Here is a 17,137-nt window from a genome sequence, read left to right as displayed (position 1 = left end):
TGATGATGGGGTTCTATTGCCTGAATCCTTGCTTTGTAATATGCTGATGCTCTTTTTTTACTGCTACTTGTTCGTCCAGATTTTTTCCTTGCCTGATGCTGACAGACATACTCCCTTATATAAATGAAATGACTCAGTCTTTTGGTATGTTCAACCGGATTCCTACATTATGCAACGTCTCAAGATCAATACCCGGTTCCAGTTTAAAATGCTTTCGCAGTCGTGTGATAAATACATCCATACTCCTGCTGCTGAAGAAACTACTGTTGCCCCAAACTTTCAATAATATCTCGTCGCGCTTGACGAGCTTATTGCTGTTCTCCACCAGGTATTTCAATACCTTCGCCTCCTTCTTAGTGAGCGCAGAGATCAGGACGCCGTCGTCTTTCGTCAGTTCCTTTTCGTCATAATTAAAACGTACATGGCCTATGCGGTAAATACCATCTCCGGGTAGCTCTTTTGGCAGCGTTCTACGCAAAAACACCCTGATCCGCATCACCAGCTCCTTCATACTAAATGGCTTTATCAAAAAATCATCTCCCCCAATCCGGAAACCATGCAGCCGGTCTTCATCCAGTGAACGGGTAGATATGAAAATAATAGGAATCATGCCATTTCTTTTACGGATGTCCTGCGCCAGAGAGAAACCATCCCGCTTCGGCATCACTACATCCAGTATGACCAGATCAAAATCATCTCTCTGAAACTTTTTCCAGGCCACCTCCCCGTCAAAGCAATGCACCACGTGATATCCCTGCTGTTCCAGATGTTTTTTTACTACATTCCCGTAGTGATAATCGTCTTCTGCAAGAAGGATCGATACATTACTCTCCATACGTAAAAGTTTTCCCCGTTACATGTTAGGTTGTTAACAAAACTGATTGTACCCTTTTCTGCTTACAATATTGATAAATAAACTTTTGATTTTAGTTAATAAGAAGTTATTGATCAGAAATACTCGTTCTGGACAACAGTTGTAACGGTTTTGATTAAGGGTTACTCAAAATGGTATTATCATTTTCACTATTATAATATGCCTTTACACCTATTAACAAAAAAAATGGCCGCCAGTTCACCGGCGGCCATTTTTTTAAAGTCTTTTTATCCTGCTTAGGATGCTACTGCAGAGATTCTGATAGCAACCGCATGCTGAAAACCCTTCTTTTGTAAGGCAGCTGGAACGGTAATCGTAGTACCATCACCCGTTGCTTTCCAACCCAGCTTTTCTTTCGCTCCCAGCATTTCCAGCTTTGCACCCTTTGCAGGGGTCAGGCCTTTAAATGCAATAGTAGCAGGCAATTGCTCATCTTTATCCAACAGATATATCGCATATACACTGCCGTCTTTCTTCCGTGTAAAACATACTTTTCCATCCTTGTATGGAGCAACAGATTTTGTTGCATAGATCGCATCACCATTCACATGCATCCAGGCGCCAATTGCAGTCATTGTTGTATAGGCTTCATCATGCAACTGACCATCAGGCCCCGGACCGACGTTCAACAGGTAGTTGCCACCCTTTGCAACGATGTCAACAAGATTGTGAATTAACACATTTACAGATTTGTAATGATCATCAGGTACGTAAGACCAGCTGTTCGCCATCGTCATACATGTCTCCCACGGGTAATCCAGTGGCTTCGCAGGAATCTGCTGTTCTGGAGTACGGTAGTTTTCGTTAGGACCATGCACCTCGCGGTCTACCACAATCAACCCTGGCTGATGTGTACGCGCCATCGCAGCTATACCATCCATGTCAATGTCCTCATCCTGCTTGATTACCTTTTCACCTGTTTCTGCAGCCGTTATATCAGCAGCAGCCTTTGTATCCTGTTTGCGCGGACGTACCCAGCCGCCATCCAGCCACAGTATGTCCAGTTTGCCATAACCCGTCATCAGCTCCTCAATCTGGTTGTACGTATACTGACGGAAAGCTTTCCAGCGATCCGGATATTTGCTTACATCATAATTAACATGCCTGTCTTTCGGTGGAAAATAAGACCACCAGTAATCCTGGCTATGCCAGTCTGGTTTGGAAAAATAAGCACCTGCATGCAACCCTTCTTTGCGGAATGCATCAAATACTTCTTTCGCAATGTTTGAACGGGCATCCTTTCCAAAAGCATAATTTGGATTAGATACTTTATAATCCGTTTGCTTTGTATCAAACATACAGTAACCATCATGGTGCTTGGTCGTGAATACAACGTACTTCATCCCCGCATCCTTTGCAGCTCTTGCCCATTTGGACGGATCAAACTTTGTCGGATTAAAAGTTTTACCCAACTCCTCATACTTCTTTACATAATCGTAATAAGGTATGCCATATGGCTGGCGCTGCGTCCATCCCTCATCTTCCGGACAAATGCTCCAGGACTCTACTATCCCCCATTGGGAATAAGCACCCCAGTGAATTAACATCCCGAATTTCCAGTCTGACCACTCTTCCAGGTTCTTCTGCACAGCCTTGTCTGTCGGTGGTATGTAGGGTGGAATCTGGTGTTGCTGCGCGCCCGCCGACCCCATTAGCAGTAATGCACTGCTCAAAAGCATACAAAGTTTTCGCATGATTAATTTTTAAATGTATCTCTAAGACTTATAACCTTTATTTTTTCCCGTGGTACGTTCCGGTTGAACCAAATCTGCCTTGTCTGCCCAGGCAACAGGTCAAAATAATTATCACTGCATTGCACTTCCGGATCATCATATTGCAGGTATACGTTTTTCGCCAACTTCTTTGCTGTTATTACAATTCCTGTGGCCGTGGTATCAAATGCCGGATAGGAAATCTCTATCTCCGGATCCGGTAATATCAGATCTTTGGTTGTAGCAAAATAATAAACATTCTCACTCAGGAGCTTATTGCCATTTACCACTTTCGTGTACAATATTACCTTTCCGGTATCTGCTGGTTGTAAAATAGTATGCAGCGCTATCTCATGGGCGACCATACTCCTGTTGCCGGCAACCTTTACATCCAGCGTTTTATTCCATAGTACCTTACCGGCAAAATCCATTAATTGCATCTCAAGTTTGCCCGGCTGATCTTTTATCTCATCAGAAATGATATAGGTCTTTAAGTTACCATTTTTTACGATATTGCTCACCAATACCGGTGTATAAGCTTTCTGTACAAAGTACTGCATGGCTTTCCAGCGACCATAATAGTCAATGGATGACCAGGACGGCCCCGGCCAGCAATCATCCAGTTGCCAGTACAATGTGCCCATACAGAAAGGCATCGCCCTGCGATGTGCTTCAATCCCCATCTTCATGCCTTCTGCCTGCAACACATGATTCACATACAGGAAAGATTCGAAATCTTTTGGCTCCTTATAATAATGCAATAAGTAAGTCTTAATAGCCGCATTTCCCCTGCTGAGACTCTTTTGATGAGACAGCATCACAGGTGAATAAATATCTCTTTCCTTTTCTGATGTAAATCTCTTTACTGTCTGAATATCGGGGAAAGACTGGAAACCATATTCACTCATAAACCTGGGCACACGTTCTTCAAATGCTTCGAACCATTCCATACCATGCCATACTCCCCAGTAGTGATTATCACCAATGGTAAAATCTTTTTTAGTACCCCAGTTGCTGATAGGTGATGACGGGAAATAAAACCTGTCGGCATCGTATTGCTGTAATATTTTCGGAATCTGTACTTTGAAGAGTTCATCATAACCGGCTTTCATATCTGCCCACTGCTGCGCTGTATAACCATAACCTGCTTTCCAGCCCCAATGATCGATCGCTACCCCTATTTCATTATTACCACACCACAGTGCAAGCGCAGGATGATTACGAAGACGGGTTACATTCGCCGCCAGTTCTGCCGCTACATTTTTCAGGATCTTTGACGTAGGATAAGTGGAACAGGCAAAGAGCAGATCCTGCCAAACCAGTATACCATTTTTATCTGCCAGGTCGTAAAAACGATCATCTTCATAGATTCCACCACCCCATACCCGAACCATATTGAAGTGAGATACCCGTATGTCAGCAAAGAGCTTTTCATACCTTTCTGTCGTCACCCGGGGCAGAAAATTATCCAATGGAATAAAGTCTGCACCTTTCATAAATACAGGCCGCCCATTTACCTTTACATAGAAACTTACCCCCATACTGTCTGGTTCATTCACTACTTCTATCGTGCGAAGCCCGATGTTATATTCTTTTGATTGCAGTAATTCTTTGCCATCGTAAAGTGATACATTTACTTTGTATAAACAAGGATTACCTAAACCATTTGGCCACCAGCGCTGTGGATGGGGAATAGTGATAGTAGCAGCAGTGCTGTCGCCTTCATACGTTTTTGTAATAGCTGCGAACAGCCTGTCAGGACTTTCTACCCTGAGTGTATATTTCTTTTGGACAAACGTATTAAGCTTAACTATTGCCTGCACTGTAGCCGATTGATCACTCAGTTGTTGCTGATGTAAATAAACATCTTCAATACTTACTTTCTTCCCGTATTCAATATGTACAGAACGCCAGATGCCCGCTGTAACTAATCTTGGTCCCCAGTCCCAACCGTAATGATAGGGCGCCTTCCGGGCGTATACACTTAATGGAATATCGCTCGCATCATTGCCTGCAGGATAGACAACGTCATCCTGCAAAAAGTAGTGCATATCATGTTTGATGGGACTATGGAATACAAGCCGTAACGTGTTGTTGCCTTCCTTTACTTTTTGTTTGATCTGCGTTTTAAGTGGTACAAACATGTTGGCACTGCTGGCAATGGAATCCCCGTTCAGGTAGATATCAGCATAGGTATCAAGACCTTCAAAAGTAAGGGCGATCCAGTCACATTGCAACATGTCTTTCGTTACACTAAAATGAGTGCTGTATTGCCAGTCTTTTTTATCCACCCATTGTACCGACTTTTCATTCATACCAACATAGGGATCAGGAATGAGATGGTGAGCCATCAGGTCAGTGTGTATAGTACCAGGCACAGTGGCAGTTCGCCAGATAGTGTCGTCAGTACTTGCAAATTGCCAGTCTTTGTGTAATGAAAATGTGTGGAAAGACTGTGCACCTGCCGTGGCTGTAAACAAACACAGACAGGCAATATTCGCATAACGTCTCATGCTGTTAATTGATTATTGTTGATTGAATTTTCCGTTGTTTGTTGCTGACTAAAAAGAAATAGTCATTGTCAAAATTAAAATCCCGTAAGCAAGGTAATAGTCAAAGTAATTCTTCTTAATGATCGTAGTATAAACCTGCCTATCAGGTTGTCAGCCAAAAATGAAACGCTTTCTTGCTGCCGCAGGTCAATTCCTGTATCTTTATGCTATGAAAAGCATATGGCAACAAATACTCCGTTACCTCTACATTGGTAAAAAAGACGAAAGCTCGCCGAATACGGTGAGCGTAAAAGCCATGCACGGCATGAACCGGATTTCTATCCTTGTTTTCCTGCTTGCATTAATTGTATTCGCGATCAAGATGATATTTTTCAGGCACCATCGCTAAAGTGCTTATTTCAGCGCTATTGCCCGGTACATTTGTCACCGCATTCCCTGCACAGGAATTATTCCCTGCACACTGCGCTGACATCACTTTCCGCGCATCGCTTCTTCCACTATCACCTCTGCTGCCCGGCTACTCGCCTTCTTCTCTCCCAGTTTTGTCCACAGCTGGCTATAATCTTCTGTTATCCGCTGACGGGTAGCAGCATCCTCCAGCAATAATGTCAACTCCCTGAGCAGGTTCGCTTCTGTCAGGTCATGCTGAATTAACTCTTTTACAACCGGCTTATCCATGACAAGATTTACCAGTGAAATATATTTTACCTTGATCAGCCGCTTAGCAAAAAAATACGAGACGGCACTTCCTTTATAGCATACCACTTCAGGTACACCGAACAATGCTGTTTCCAGTGTAGCAGTACCCGAAGTCACTAATGCAGCTTTCGCCTGCCGCAGCAAGGTATAGGTTTGATTCTTTACGGTAGATACATTCGGGTGTGCTCCTGTGAGCCCCTGCATAAAAGCATCATCCAGGCTGGGCGCCTGTGCCACCACAAACTGATATTGAGGGAAATGTTTCGCCATCGTCAGCATAATCGGCAACTTCACACTCACTTCCTGCCTGCGGCTCCCTGGCAGGATCGCAATGATCGGTTTATCTGCAATGGCCGGCGCGGCCGGTGCATCTTTAGCAGCTTTTACCACTTCTACCAGTGGGTGGCCCACATATTCCACAGGATACGCCCACTTGTTGTAAAAGTCCTGCTCAAATGGCAGGATGCAAAGCATCCTATCAACAGATTTCTTTATTTTCTTTACACGGTTCTCTTTCCAGGCCCATACCTGCGGAGAAATATAAAATACGATCTTATAGCCCAATGGCTTTGCCCATTCGGCAATACGCAGGTTGAAACCAGCATAATCAATCAATACCAATACATCTGGCTGATAAGCAACGATATCCTGCTTACACCAATCCATATTCCGCAATACCGTACGCAGGTTCATCACCACCTCTATGAAGCCCATGAAAGCAAGATCCTTGTAATGCTTCACAACAGTTCCCCCCGCTTGTGCCATCAGATCGCCCCCCCAGCAGCGGATATCCGCCTGTGTGTCTTTCTCTTTTAACTGTTTGATCAGATTGCTGCCATGGAGGTCACCAGATGCCTCGCCTGCTATTATGTAATATTTCATTTTTTCATTAAATCAGCCAGTGGCAAATATAGTACACAAAAGTTCTTCTTGCACTGATCTCACGTCCTGCCGGGTGCCAGGTTGCAGTTTTCCCTTATTTAGCCCCCTGCTGCCACAGCCGCCCAAAAAAGAGAACGGTTTCGCCGTCTGACGAAACCGTTCTTTTATACTACATTCAAAAGCGCTTAACCGTGCATGATCTTCAATAAGATAATCACAATCGCATACAACATCGTCATCAGAAAAATCCCCTTCGCCGTTACATCCCTCCTGACCCTTGTATACAAATAAAACACTACCCCATTCAGCAACAAACAAATGCTGATCAGCTTAGGCTGCATCTGCTTGTTGTCGCTGAGCAATGTGAAAAATTCACCCAGGCTGATATGCCTCGGCATCATCACAAAGAATATATAGTACAGGAAAAAGGCGATTACCGGAGTAAAAACACCCAGTATAATGCCCAAAGGAAGATTATCTTTTCTAAACATAAATAACTGTTATAATGTGCGGTGATAAGGGTTTTCTTGCGCTAATTCTTATTTCCAGACTTTCTCTAATTCCTTTTTCATTTTATAATCCGTCAGATCAAACTGAACAGGCACCAGCGATGCATATTGGTTCGCCAATGCCCACACATCTGTATCGTCTCCGTTATCTCTGTTAGTAAACTCTCCCGTAAGCCAATAATACTTCTTCCCTCTCGGGTCCCTTCTCTCATCAAAAGTCTCTACATATTTCGCATCTGCCTGTCTGCACACTTTCACACCTTTGAAATCTGCCGCCGCCACAATAGGAATGTTTACATTAAACAACGTTCCTCCCGGCAAATTTGTTTCCAGCATCTGCTTCGCTACGGAATGAGCCACTTCCTTACATAAACTGAAATCGGCCTCAAAACTATAATCCAAATAAGAAAATCCTACTGACGGCACCCCTTCGATCGCTGCCTCCATGGCAGCAGACATGGTGCCTGAATAAATTACATTAATGGAATGGTTCGCACCATGATTGATACCACTCACACACAGATCAGGTAAACCATGGAGGATCTTGTCCCTCGCCAGCTTTACACAATCTACCGGCGTACCGGAACATTGCCATGCCTCTATTCCCTCAAAAATATCCACCGGATCCAATCTCAGCGGCACCCCGATTGTAATCGCATGCCCCTTCCCTGACTGCGGGCTATCCGGCGCTACCACCACTACTTTCCCCAAAGGCCTTACCGCCTCAATCAATGCCTTGATACCCGGAGCCGTAACCCCATCGTCATTTGTCACTAAAATGATCTTTTCCGCTTTTCCCTTCACGTTATTAATTTTTTAAAGCTTAATATTCATTGCCTTCCGACAACAAATTTAATATTCTTAAATATATTCCAGGGCCAAAGAATGTTAAATTCTTTTAATAATCCACCTTCAGCATTCTCCGGCACGTCAATCCTATAAACAGCGCGATGTACAGGATTATTGTGAGCTCGTACACCCCATGACTATAATCTGAGCTGGACGGAAGCACTCTATCTACCACCGGGAATGGCAGTAACTCATCCCCCGCCTGCAAAGGCAGCAACCCGCCGATCACCCCTACAGAATGCTTCAATCCCACGCTGAGCAGCTGTTCAAAGATCATGGCATACCCCAGGTAAAGAACCGTTGCCAGTCCGGACCGCTTTACAAACATACCCAGCATCAGGGCAATCGATAAAGACACCAGTACCTGCAGAAAATAGAAAAACAGGAACTGTACCCCCTCAAAACTAAAGGAAGATTTGCTATATACCGTCCCAAATGCAATGGCAGTAATAAAAGATACGACCAGTGCGGTCAGCGCCAGCACAACCACCCAAAAGATCTTGGACAATACCAGGTCCATCCGTTCCCAGCCATCAATGATCTGCTGGCGGTGGGTTTTGTACGTAAACTCGTTGGTTACCAGTGTCACCAGCAGCAACCCGAAAATGATGGAAGTGAAACTATTTACATTCGCGACCGTCTGCCAGGCAACCGGATAGTCATAAAAATTCCTGCCCAGCAGATCTGTTGCCTGCTTGGGGATACGACCTACCACATCCGCCACGATCATATTGGAAGCGGGGATCACGACGACAGCCAGTATCAGTAAGATCCAGAATGTTCTGTAGTTCTTCACCTTCAGCCATTCTATTCTAATTATGTTCAGCATAACTTTAGTTTTGTGTCATTTCAAGGAAAGCTGATTCCAGGCTCTTCCTTCTTACCTGTAAGTGATTCAGCCAGATACCGTTTCCTGCCAGCCAGCTGTTCAGCTCTCCGGGTTCCACAGTACCCGTGAAAAACACCTGCAATACGCCATCAGCAGCCGCCAGGTTGCCAAATAAAGGGTGCTGCCTGATGATCGTCTCCAGTCCACTCATATCCTTGCTGCCCAACTCCACAAAATCTTCCCGCACCATCACCGTATTGACAGGTCCAGAGGTCAGCAACTTCCCTTTTTGCAACACCGCCACATGGGTACATACTTTTTCTACCTCATCCAGCAGGTGGCTGGCCATGATAATAGTTTTACCTGATTGTGCCAGCTGTTTGATCAGCGCCCTGACTTCCGCGATCCCCGCAGGGTCCAGGCCGTTGGAAGGTTCATCCAGGATCAGGACATCAGGATCCCCCAGCAAGGTATTAGCAATGGCTAACCGCTGTTTCATACCCAGGGAATAGGTCTTAAAAGCGGCATGCTGCCGGGCGGTTAACCCCGCAATCTCCAGCACCCGGGCAATGTCTTTTTCGTCGCGGCGTTTAACGGCTGCTGTAATCTGCAGGTTTTTATACCCTGACAGGTAATGGTAGAAGTTGGGCGTCTCCAGCAAGGTGCCGATCTGTCGCCTTTGGGCTGCGGTGGGTAACTGGTCAAAAAGGGTAAAGTCCCCGGTATCTGCCTTCAATACATCTGTCACAATACCCAGTAAAGTGGTTTTACCACTTCCATTGGGGCCAAGGATACCAAAAACACTGCCGCGAGGTACCTCAAAAGAGACCTCGCGGAGTGCTTGCAGGGAACCATATCTTTTTGAAATGTTCCGGAGTGTAAGTATTGACATAAGTTAAAATGGTACGCTAATTCCGTATGGGTTTGCCGGTTTTGATCACACTTTGCAATCTTTCCAGGGTCTTTCTTTCACCAGCCAGGCTCAAAAATGCCTCTCTCTCCAGGTCCAGCAGGTACTGTTCGCTAACGATGCTGGCCTCTGTGAGGTCTCCTCCACACATGACGTAGGCCAGCTTACCTGCTATTTTCGCATCATGGTCAGAGATATAATTACCGAACCGCATGCTATGTATACCTGTCAGCAACATGCCTAAGGCGCCTCGTCCCAGCACTTTAATATCTTTTCTTTCTACAGGACGGGTATATCCTTCTTCTGCAATTTGTAAGATACTACGTTTTGCGTCTGCAATCAACCTGGATTGGTTCATGGTAATTTCATCATGCCCCGCTCTCAGGATGCCAAGGTCAAAAGCTTCCTTACCGGAAGTACTTACCTTCGCCATTGCAATCGCCATAAAACGATCTTTCAGGGGTTCTTCTTCAATCCGGCCTTCTTTAAATTCATCACTGGCCCTTACTGTCATCTCTTTGGTACCACCCCCTCCCGGGATCAGTCCAACACCCAGTTCTACCAGGCCAATGTAAGATTCAGCGGCGGCCTGCACCTTGTCAGCATGCAGACACATTTCACAACCACCACCTAACGTCAACGCATGTGGCGCCACGATAGTAGGGATAGAAGAATACCGCAACCGCATGGTTGTTTTCTGGAAGAGTCTTACCGCCATATCCAGCTCATCATATTCCTGCTCTGCCGCCAGCATGAAGATCATACCGACATTGGCACCTGCAGAGAAGTTAGCGCCTTCATTGGCTAAAATCAGTCCGCGATAATCTTTTTCTGCACGATCAATCGCTTTATTCACGCCCTCCAGTACTTCCCCACCGATGGTATTCATCTTGGTTTTCCAATCCAGGGTGACAATGCCATCGCCAACATCATACAGGGTACAGGCACTGTTTTTCCACACGACGTTGCCGGAAAGATTCTCGAGTATAATGAAGGTTTCTGCCCCGGGTAATAATTTATAATCCTGGGTGGCAATATCATAGTAGTATTTCTTACCGTTTTCTACTTTGTAGAAATGTTTGATGCCTTTGGCCAGCATATCTTTTACCCACTTTGCCACTTTCATACCTTTCTCACCCATGGCCTGCACTGTCTTTTCTACACCCAGCAGGTCCCAGGTTTCGAAGGCCCCGATCTCCCAGCCAAAGCCTGCTTTCATGGCATCATCTACTTTGTAAAGGTCATCTGCTATTTCCGGAATGCGATTGGAGATATACGCAAACAACAATGCATGGAACTGCTGGTAAAACTGCCCTGCCTTATCAGTAGCCGCTGCCAGCATACGTAGCCGTTGCTTCAGGTCTTCTACGGGTTTGGCAGCTTCCAGGCTGGCAAACTTAGGCCGCTGTTTAGGGCCATATTCCATCGTCTGCAGGTTCAGGGTCAGGATTTCCTTGCCCCCTTCACCTTTCGTCTTTTTGTAAAAGCCCTGTCCTGTTTTATCACCCAGCCACTTGTTTTCCACCACCTTTTCAAGGAATGGCGGAATGACAAAGATGTCAATAGCTTCATCATCCGGACAATTCTCCTTCACACCTTTTGCTACTTTCACCAGGGTATCAATGCCCACCACATCAGCCGTACGGAAAGTAGCAGATTTGGGCCTGCCAATCACCGGACCAGTGAGGGTATCTATTTCATCAATGTTCAGGTTCATCTCCTGCATAATGTGGAAGATGGCCATAATAGAGAAAACCCCTACCCTGTTGGCAATAAATGCAGGTGTGTCCTTACAGAGCACCGTGGTTTTACCCAGGTACAGGTCTCCGTATTCCATCAGGAAACTGATGATAGCAGGATCTGTATGTGGAGTTGGAATGATTTCTAATAACCGCAGGTAACGGGGCGGGTTAAAAAAGTGAGTGCCGCAGAAATGTTTCCGGAAATCTTCACTTCTGCCTTCCGCCATCAGGTGAATAGGAATACCGGAAGTATTGGAGGTAATCAATGTACCTGGTTTCCGGAATTTCTCCACCTGCTCAAAAACGGATTTCTTCACGTCCAGGTTCTCTACCACTACTTCAATGATCCAGTCTACATTGGCAATCTGTGACATGTCGTCAGTGAAATTCCCCGTACGGATCAGTTTTACAACCTCCTTCGTATACACCGGGGACGGATTCGATTTTAACGTGGATTGCAGGGCGTCGTTAACAATACGGTTTTTGACCGCCTTGCTATCGAGGGACAAACCTTTGGCCTTTTCTGCATCATTGAGTTCTTTGGGGGCAATATCCAGCAATAATACCTGTACGCCTATCCCGGCAAAATGAGCTGCGATACGGGAACCCATCACGCCAGAACCTAAAACGGCCACTTTATGGATGTGTCTTTTCATAGAACGCGTAATTTTTATCGGTAAATGAATATAGGATATTATGCGGATATCACGCATAAAAAACCCTCCGGTGTATCGCCGGAGGGTATCTATCTTTTTACATATTAGCCTGTTATCTCACTTCACTTCCCGGTGCAGTGGGTACATCCGGATTTACAAATACCAGCTTGCCGGTGGCATCTTCCGCCATCAGGATCATGCCCTGGCTATCGATTCCCTTCATTTTACGGGGAGCCAGGTTAGCCACCAGGGTGACCTGCTTGCCAATGATCTCTTCCGGTGTATAATGCAGGGCTATACCGGAAACCACGGTACGTTTTTCGGTACCGATATCTACCAGTAATTTCAGCAGTTTATCTGCTTTCTTCACTTTTTCTGCTTCTACGATGGTACCTACGCGCAGGTCCAGTTTGGCGAAATCGTCATATTGTATATCTTCTTTTACTGGCGCCGCTTCGGGAGCTGGTGCTGCTTCAACTGGTTTTAATAAGCCAGCGTGTAATTTTTCCACTTGTTCCTGGATTTTTGCGTCTTCTATTTTTGTAAACAGGTATTCCGGTTCACGCATTGGATAACCTGTATTTACCAGTTTCAGACTACCGGCATTTTCCCATTCCAGCATACGGTCCACCACTTTCAGCATGTGGCAGATCTTTTTAGCAGTACCAGGCATAAATGGATTGGACAAAATAGCCAGGTTTGCAGTCAGCTGTAAACATAAATGCAAACAGTTGTCAATCAGTTTCTGATTAGCTTCCTGGTTCTTTGCCAGTGTCCATGGAGCTTTACCCTGCAGATAAACGTTACCACTACGTGCCACGTTGATCACCTCTGCCAGCGCTTCCCTGAAGCGATAGTTTTCCAGTGAATCTTCAATCTTCTTCTTGGACTCCAACAAATCACCCAGCAATTTATCATCTGTCTCATCCTTTACATCCATATGGAAAGGAGGCACTTTACCATTGCTGTACTTGTGCACCAGCACTAAAGAGCGATGCACAAAGTTGCTAAAGATATCAGTTAGCTCACTGTTGTTGCGGGTCTGGAAATCCTTCCATGAAAAGTCATTATCCTTCGTCTCCGGTGCAGTCGCACACAATACATACCGCATGCTATCTTCCTGGCCCGGGAAATCCTTCACATAATCATGCACCCATACCGCCCAGTTACGGGAAGTAGAGATCTTATCCCCCTCAATATTCAGGAACTCATTCGCAGGTACATTCTCAGGCAATACAAAACCACCATGTGCCTTCAGCATCGATGGGAATATAATACAGTGGAATACGATATTATCTTTCCCGATAAAGTGAACCAGCTTGGTATCCTCTTTACACCAGTAATCATCCCAGTTCGGAGTCAGTTCCTTGGTAGCAGAAATATACCCGATCGGGGCATCAAACCACACGTACAACACCTTACCTTCAGCATCCGGCAGGGGCACTTTAATACCCCACTCACTGTCGCGGGTCATAGCACGGCTATGCAACCCACTGTCCAGCCAGCTCTTACACTGACCATACACATTGTTCTTCCATTCCTTATGACCTTCCAGCAACCACTCCTTCAGGAACGGTTCATAGTTCTGGAGGGGCATGTACCAATGCTTAGTCTTCTTCTTCACAGGCACCGCATCACTCAGGGTAGACCGGGGTGAAATAAGGTCATCCGGGCTAAGGCTGGTACCACAACGCTCACACTGGTCACCATAAGCACCAGGGTTACCACATTTAGGGCAGGTACCTACGATATATCTGTCAGCCAGGAACACCTTGGCTATCTCGTCATAGAATTGTTCAGTCTCCTTTTCTTCAAACAGGCCATCGTCGTACATCTTTTTGAAGAAAGCCGCCGCAGTTTCATGATGGATCTGTTTGGTGGTACGGGAAAAGATATCGAAAGAGATACCCATATCAGACAGGCTGTCAGAAATGATCTTATGATACTTGTCCACAATATCCTGTGGCGTTACACCCTCTTTCAGAGCTTTGATCAGAATGGGAACTCCATGCTCATCGGTGCCCCCAATGAATTTAACGTCTGCCTTCTTTGCACGCAGGTAGCGCACATAGATATCAGCAGGTAGGTAACAACCCGCCAGGTGACCAATATGTACCGGTCCGTTGGCATAAGGCAGGGCAGCCGTGATTAGATATCTGTTAAATTTTGCCATGTTAACTGAAATAATCTTGAAATCTGTTTTATCCTTTGGAAGAGCGAAAAGTATTTATCAACTTAGCCCTGTTAAACTCCCAGCAAAAAAGTGGGGCTTGTCTCGCGAATTCATCATTCGCAGGTTGCAAAGGTAACTTAAAGCGTAGAACAATGAAAATTCCTCCATATCTGAAAAAAGGTGACCTGATAGGCGTCACTTGTAGTAGTAGTAAAATGGACTTGCAGGCGGCAGAATATGCAGCTGGTATACTCACTTCCTGGGGGTACCGCGTACACCTGGGAATCACAGTAGGCACCAGTTTTCACAACTTTTCGGCGCCTGATGAGCTGAGGCTGGAAGAATTACAGGATATGCTGGATGATCCTGAAATCAAGGCCATCATCTTTGGCCGTGGTGGCTATGGAATGATTTGCCTGCTCGATAAACTGGATTTTAAGAAGTTCCGCAAGCATCCTAAATGGATCTGTGGTTACAGCGATGTTACCGCACTGCATGGGCATATCAATAAGCAATTCGGCATTCCTACCCTTCATTCCGTGATGTGTAGCGGTATCCGCGCCGAAACCGTGGATAGTGTGTATGTGGATAGCCTAAAACAGGCCCTGAGGGGGAAAAGTTACAGATATAGCTTCGCCCCCAACGATCTGAACCGCACTGGTAAAGCATCCGGACAGCTCATTGGCGGCAATCTTACACTACTGGCTAATCTGTCAGGCACTGTTTCTCAACCTGATACCAAGGGCAAGATCCTCGTGCTGGAAGATGTGGGGGAATACCGGTACAGGGTGGATGGTATGATGTATAACCTGAAAAGAGCAGGCTGGCTGGATAAACTGGCTGGACTGGTAGTCGGTACATTCACGGACGCACAGGAAACAGCGACACCTTTTGGACAAAATGAATACGAGATTATACAGAATATTGTCAAGGATTATGACTACCCGGTGGCTTATGGTTTTCCGGTAGGACACACCCATGAGAATTATACGCTGAAACTGGGGGTCGCGCATGATTTACAGATCGGGGAAAAGACCTGTAAACTCATTGAACGCTCTTAAGATATAAAATACATGTAGTATTCGGCTGCATTTCCAGCAGGCCGCAGGCCAAAGCCGCAAAAAAATAGCTCACACCAAAGGTGTGAGCTATTTTTTTGCCATTTATTTTAAAAACTTATTTCACCAGTTCTTCCACCGTTTCACCAAATAGCGGATACTCCTTCAAATTATTATGCCCCGCTCCTGAAATAGTAATAAAACTATCCCCTTTCTTAAAAAACTCCTTCAACTTCAACCCTGAAGTATACGGCACCGTCCTGTCATCCGTACCATGAATAATAGTAATCGGCGCAGTCACCTTAGGCAAATATTCATTAGTCGGAAACTTAAAATTCAGCATAAACCCATATGGATAGATCGGCGCCATTCGCATCGCCATATCTGTCAGATTGTAGTACGGCGCTTCCAGCACCAGTCGCTTACAATCCCTTACACTGGCCAACTGCGCAGCAACGCCTGTACCCAGCGACCGGCCATAAATGATAATACTATCCGGCGAAAAACGGGTTCTTGCCACCTGGTACATCTGCAAGGCATCTGCATACAACTCTTCTTCAGTCAGCGGACCTGTGCTCTTTCCAAATCCCGGATAATCCATCATCAATACCTCATACCCATGTTTGGTAAAGTATTTACTCACATAGGCGTAGTTTGAAATATTCCGTGCATTTCCATGAAAATAAACCACGATCCCCCTGGGCTGCGTAGCCTTAAAAAGCACTGCATTAATAGTGGTTTTATCATTCACCCGGACATTCATTTCCTGGAAAGGAACATCATACCGGTAAGCATAATCTGCCGCCAGTACGGTAGGATGAAAAATCAGTTTCTTTTGAAAAAAATACAGGAGCGCTCCTGTCAACACATACACCACCAACATCCAGGTTAATACCTTTCGAAACATGTGCGTTCTTTTTAGTCTTCTATATCCGGTACTATTTCCAGTCCATAAGCTTCTGCAGTGAGCAGCCCATTGGCCCTGGTAGTTGCCAGTATACCGGCATCCGGGTTGAGTGTATGAGTTTGATATACGTTATGGAGATAATCCATACTATACAGTTTATTCGCCAGGCCATCAGGTACACCAGCCAGGTATTTCAATACCTCGTTCACAATCAGCATACCGGTAGCACCATGCGTCACGCCGATAGCACCTGCATCAAAATTGGTGTATTCATCAATCAGGTTGATATTACAACGATAGGAAGCTGCTGCATCACCAGTAGACGGTGCAATGTTAAACCCGGCCCACCAGGACACCCAGTTATGTACCTCACCGATCACAAAAGGTTTTCCTTTTGCCACACAGGCATCATTCACCACCAGGTGAGTAGGCATATGTTGAGAACAATCAATGACAAGATCCATCCCTTCGAGTAACTGATTGATATTATCAGGCTTTACCTGCAACAGGAGCGGATAATGCTTGGTAAACGGGTTGCTGGACCACAAACGGCTTGCAGCCATCTTTGCCTTGTGTTTGCGCAGGTCCTGCATTTGATAGATAGGCTGACGATGCATATCTTCATCCTGTATCACACCATAATCAGCAATACCAATTACACCTACGCCACTCGCACTCAGGTACTGGATAACCGGGCTACCTAAACCGCCGGCACCTACCACGAGGATACGGCTTTCCTTCAGTTTTTCCTGCATAGCAGTGCCCATACCAGGAACGGCTATAGGATATTTAAAATGCGCTAGTTCTTTTTCAGTTAATGCCAT

The 17,137-nt window shown here is 45.5% G+C and carries 14 protein-coding genes; 2 read left to right on the top strand and 12 right to left on the bottom strand.

Annotated features, from left to right (window positions below; all coding sequences use genetic code 11):
- Positions 1–133: 133 nt before the first annotated feature.
- The 3 genes from ABDW33_RS02010 to ABDW33_RS02000 form a co-directional block, all read right to left on the bottom strand.
- On the bottom strand, positions 134–835 hold the full coding sequence (locus tag ABDW33_RS02010; RefSeq protein WP_343688398.1) for a response regulator transcription factor: 702 nt from the start codon (positions 833–835) through the stop codon (positions 134–136).
- Positions 836–1,110: 275 nt separating this feature from the next.
- Positions 1,111–2,568, bottom strand: coding sequence for an alpha-L-fucosidase (locus ABDW33_RS02005; protein ID WP_343688397.1), 1,458 nt, complete (start codon positions 2,566–2,568; stop codon positions 1,111–1,113).
- A 2-nt stretch (positions 2,569–2,570) separates the two neighbouring features.
- The gene (locus ABDW33_RS02000) at positions 2,571–5,099 is read right to left on the bottom strand and encodes a glycoside hydrolase family 2 protein (protein ID WP_343688396.1); all 2,529 of its coding nucleotides are present in this window, start codon (positions 5,097–5,099) and stop codon (positions 2,571–2,573) included.
- Between the two features lie 160 nt (positions 5,100–5,259).
- Between ABDW33_RS02000 and ABDW33_RS01995 the strand changes: the two genes are divergently transcribed.
- A complete protein-coding gene (locus ABDW33_RS01995) occupies positions 5,260–5,487 on the top strand; it encodes a DUF6728 family protein (RefSeq protein WP_343688395.1) in 228 nt (75 codons plus the stop codon).
- 83 nt (positions 5,488–5,570) lie between these two features.
- On the opposite strand, the gene lpxB is transcribed toward ABDW33_RS01995, so the two are convergent.
- The 7 genes from lpxB to metG all read right to left on the bottom strand — a co-directional run bounded on the left by lpxB (position 5,571) and on the right by metG (position 14,360).
- Complete coding sequence (gene lpxB / locus ABDW33_RS01990; protein ID WP_343688394.1) at positions 5,571–6,680, bottom strand: lipid-A-disaccharide synthase; 1,110 nt, start codon at positions 6,678–6,680, stop codon at positions 5,571–5,573.
- A gap of 185 nt (positions 6,681–6,865) precedes the next feature.
- Complete coding sequence (locus ABDW33_RS01985) at positions 6,866–7,171, bottom strand: hypothetical protein (RefSeq protein WP_343688393.1); 306 nt, start codon at positions 7,169–7,171, stop codon at positions 6,866–6,868.
- A gap of 48 nt (positions 7,172–7,219) precedes the next feature.
- The gene (gene surE, locus ABDW33_RS01980; RefSeq protein WP_343688392.1) at positions 7,220–7,993 is read right to left on the bottom strand and encodes a 5'/3'-nucleotidase SurE; all 774 of its coding nucleotides are present in this window, start codon (positions 7,991–7,993) and stop codon (positions 7,220–7,222) included.
- A gap of 94 nt (positions 7,994–8,087) precedes the next feature.
- Complete coding sequence (locus ABDW33_RS01975) at positions 8,088–8,867, bottom strand: ABC transporter permease (RefSeq protein WP_343688391.1); 780 nt, start codon at positions 8,865–8,867, stop codon at positions 8,088–8,090.
- 4 nt (positions 8,868–8,871) lie between these two features.
- Complete coding sequence (locus ABDW33_RS01970) at positions 8,872–9,759, bottom strand: ATP-binding cassette domain-containing protein (protein WP_343688390.1); 888 nt, start codon at positions 9,757–9,759, stop codon at positions 8,872–8,874.
- Between the two features lie 16 nt (positions 9,760–9,775).
- Positions 9,776–12,175, bottom strand: coding sequence for a 3-hydroxyacyl-CoA dehydrogenase NAD-binding domain-containing protein (locus tag ABDW33_RS01965; RefSeq protein ID WP_343688389.1), 2,400 nt, complete (start codon positions 12,173–12,175; stop codon positions 9,776–9,778).
- Between the two features lie 112 nt (positions 12,176–12,287).
- On the bottom strand, positions 12,288–14,360 hold the full coding sequence (gene metG, locus ABDW33_RS01960) for a methionine--tRNA ligase (protein WP_343688712.1): 2,073 nt from the start codon (positions 14,358–14,360) through the stop codon (positions 12,288–12,290).
- 140 nt (positions 14,361–14,500) lie between these two features.
- Between metG and ABDW33_RS01955 the strand changes: the two genes are divergently transcribed.
- Positions 14,501–15,409: an LD-carboxypeptidase gene (locus ABDW33_RS01955; RefSeq protein WP_343688388.1), complete on the top strand. Its 909-nt coding sequence runs from the start codon at positions 14,501–14,503 to the stop codon at positions 15,407–15,409.
- A 115-nt stretch (positions 15,410–15,524) separates the two neighbouring features.
- On the opposite strand, the gene ABDW33_RS01950 is transcribed toward ABDW33_RS01955, so the two are convergent.
- Positions 15,525–16,313, bottom strand: a complete 789-nt coding sequence (locus ABDW33_RS01950) for an alpha/beta fold hydrolase (protein ID WP_343688387.1) — start codon at positions 16,311–16,313, stop codon at positions 15,525–15,527.
- Positions 16,314–16,324: 11 nt separating this feature from the next.
- Positions 16,325–17,137: a HesA/MoeB/ThiF family protein gene (locus tag ABDW33_RS01945; protein WP_343688386.1), complete on the bottom strand. Its 813-nt coding sequence runs from the start codon at positions 17,135–17,137 to the stop codon at positions 16,325–16,327.

It is taken from the genome of Chitinophaga sp. (genome assembly GCF_039596155.1).
GTDB lineage: Bacteria > Bacteroidota > Bacteroidia > Chitinophagales > Chitinophagaceae > Chitinophaga.
Note: the sequence above shows the minus strand (reverse complement) of the source record. Positions and strands in the feature narration are given on the sequence as shown.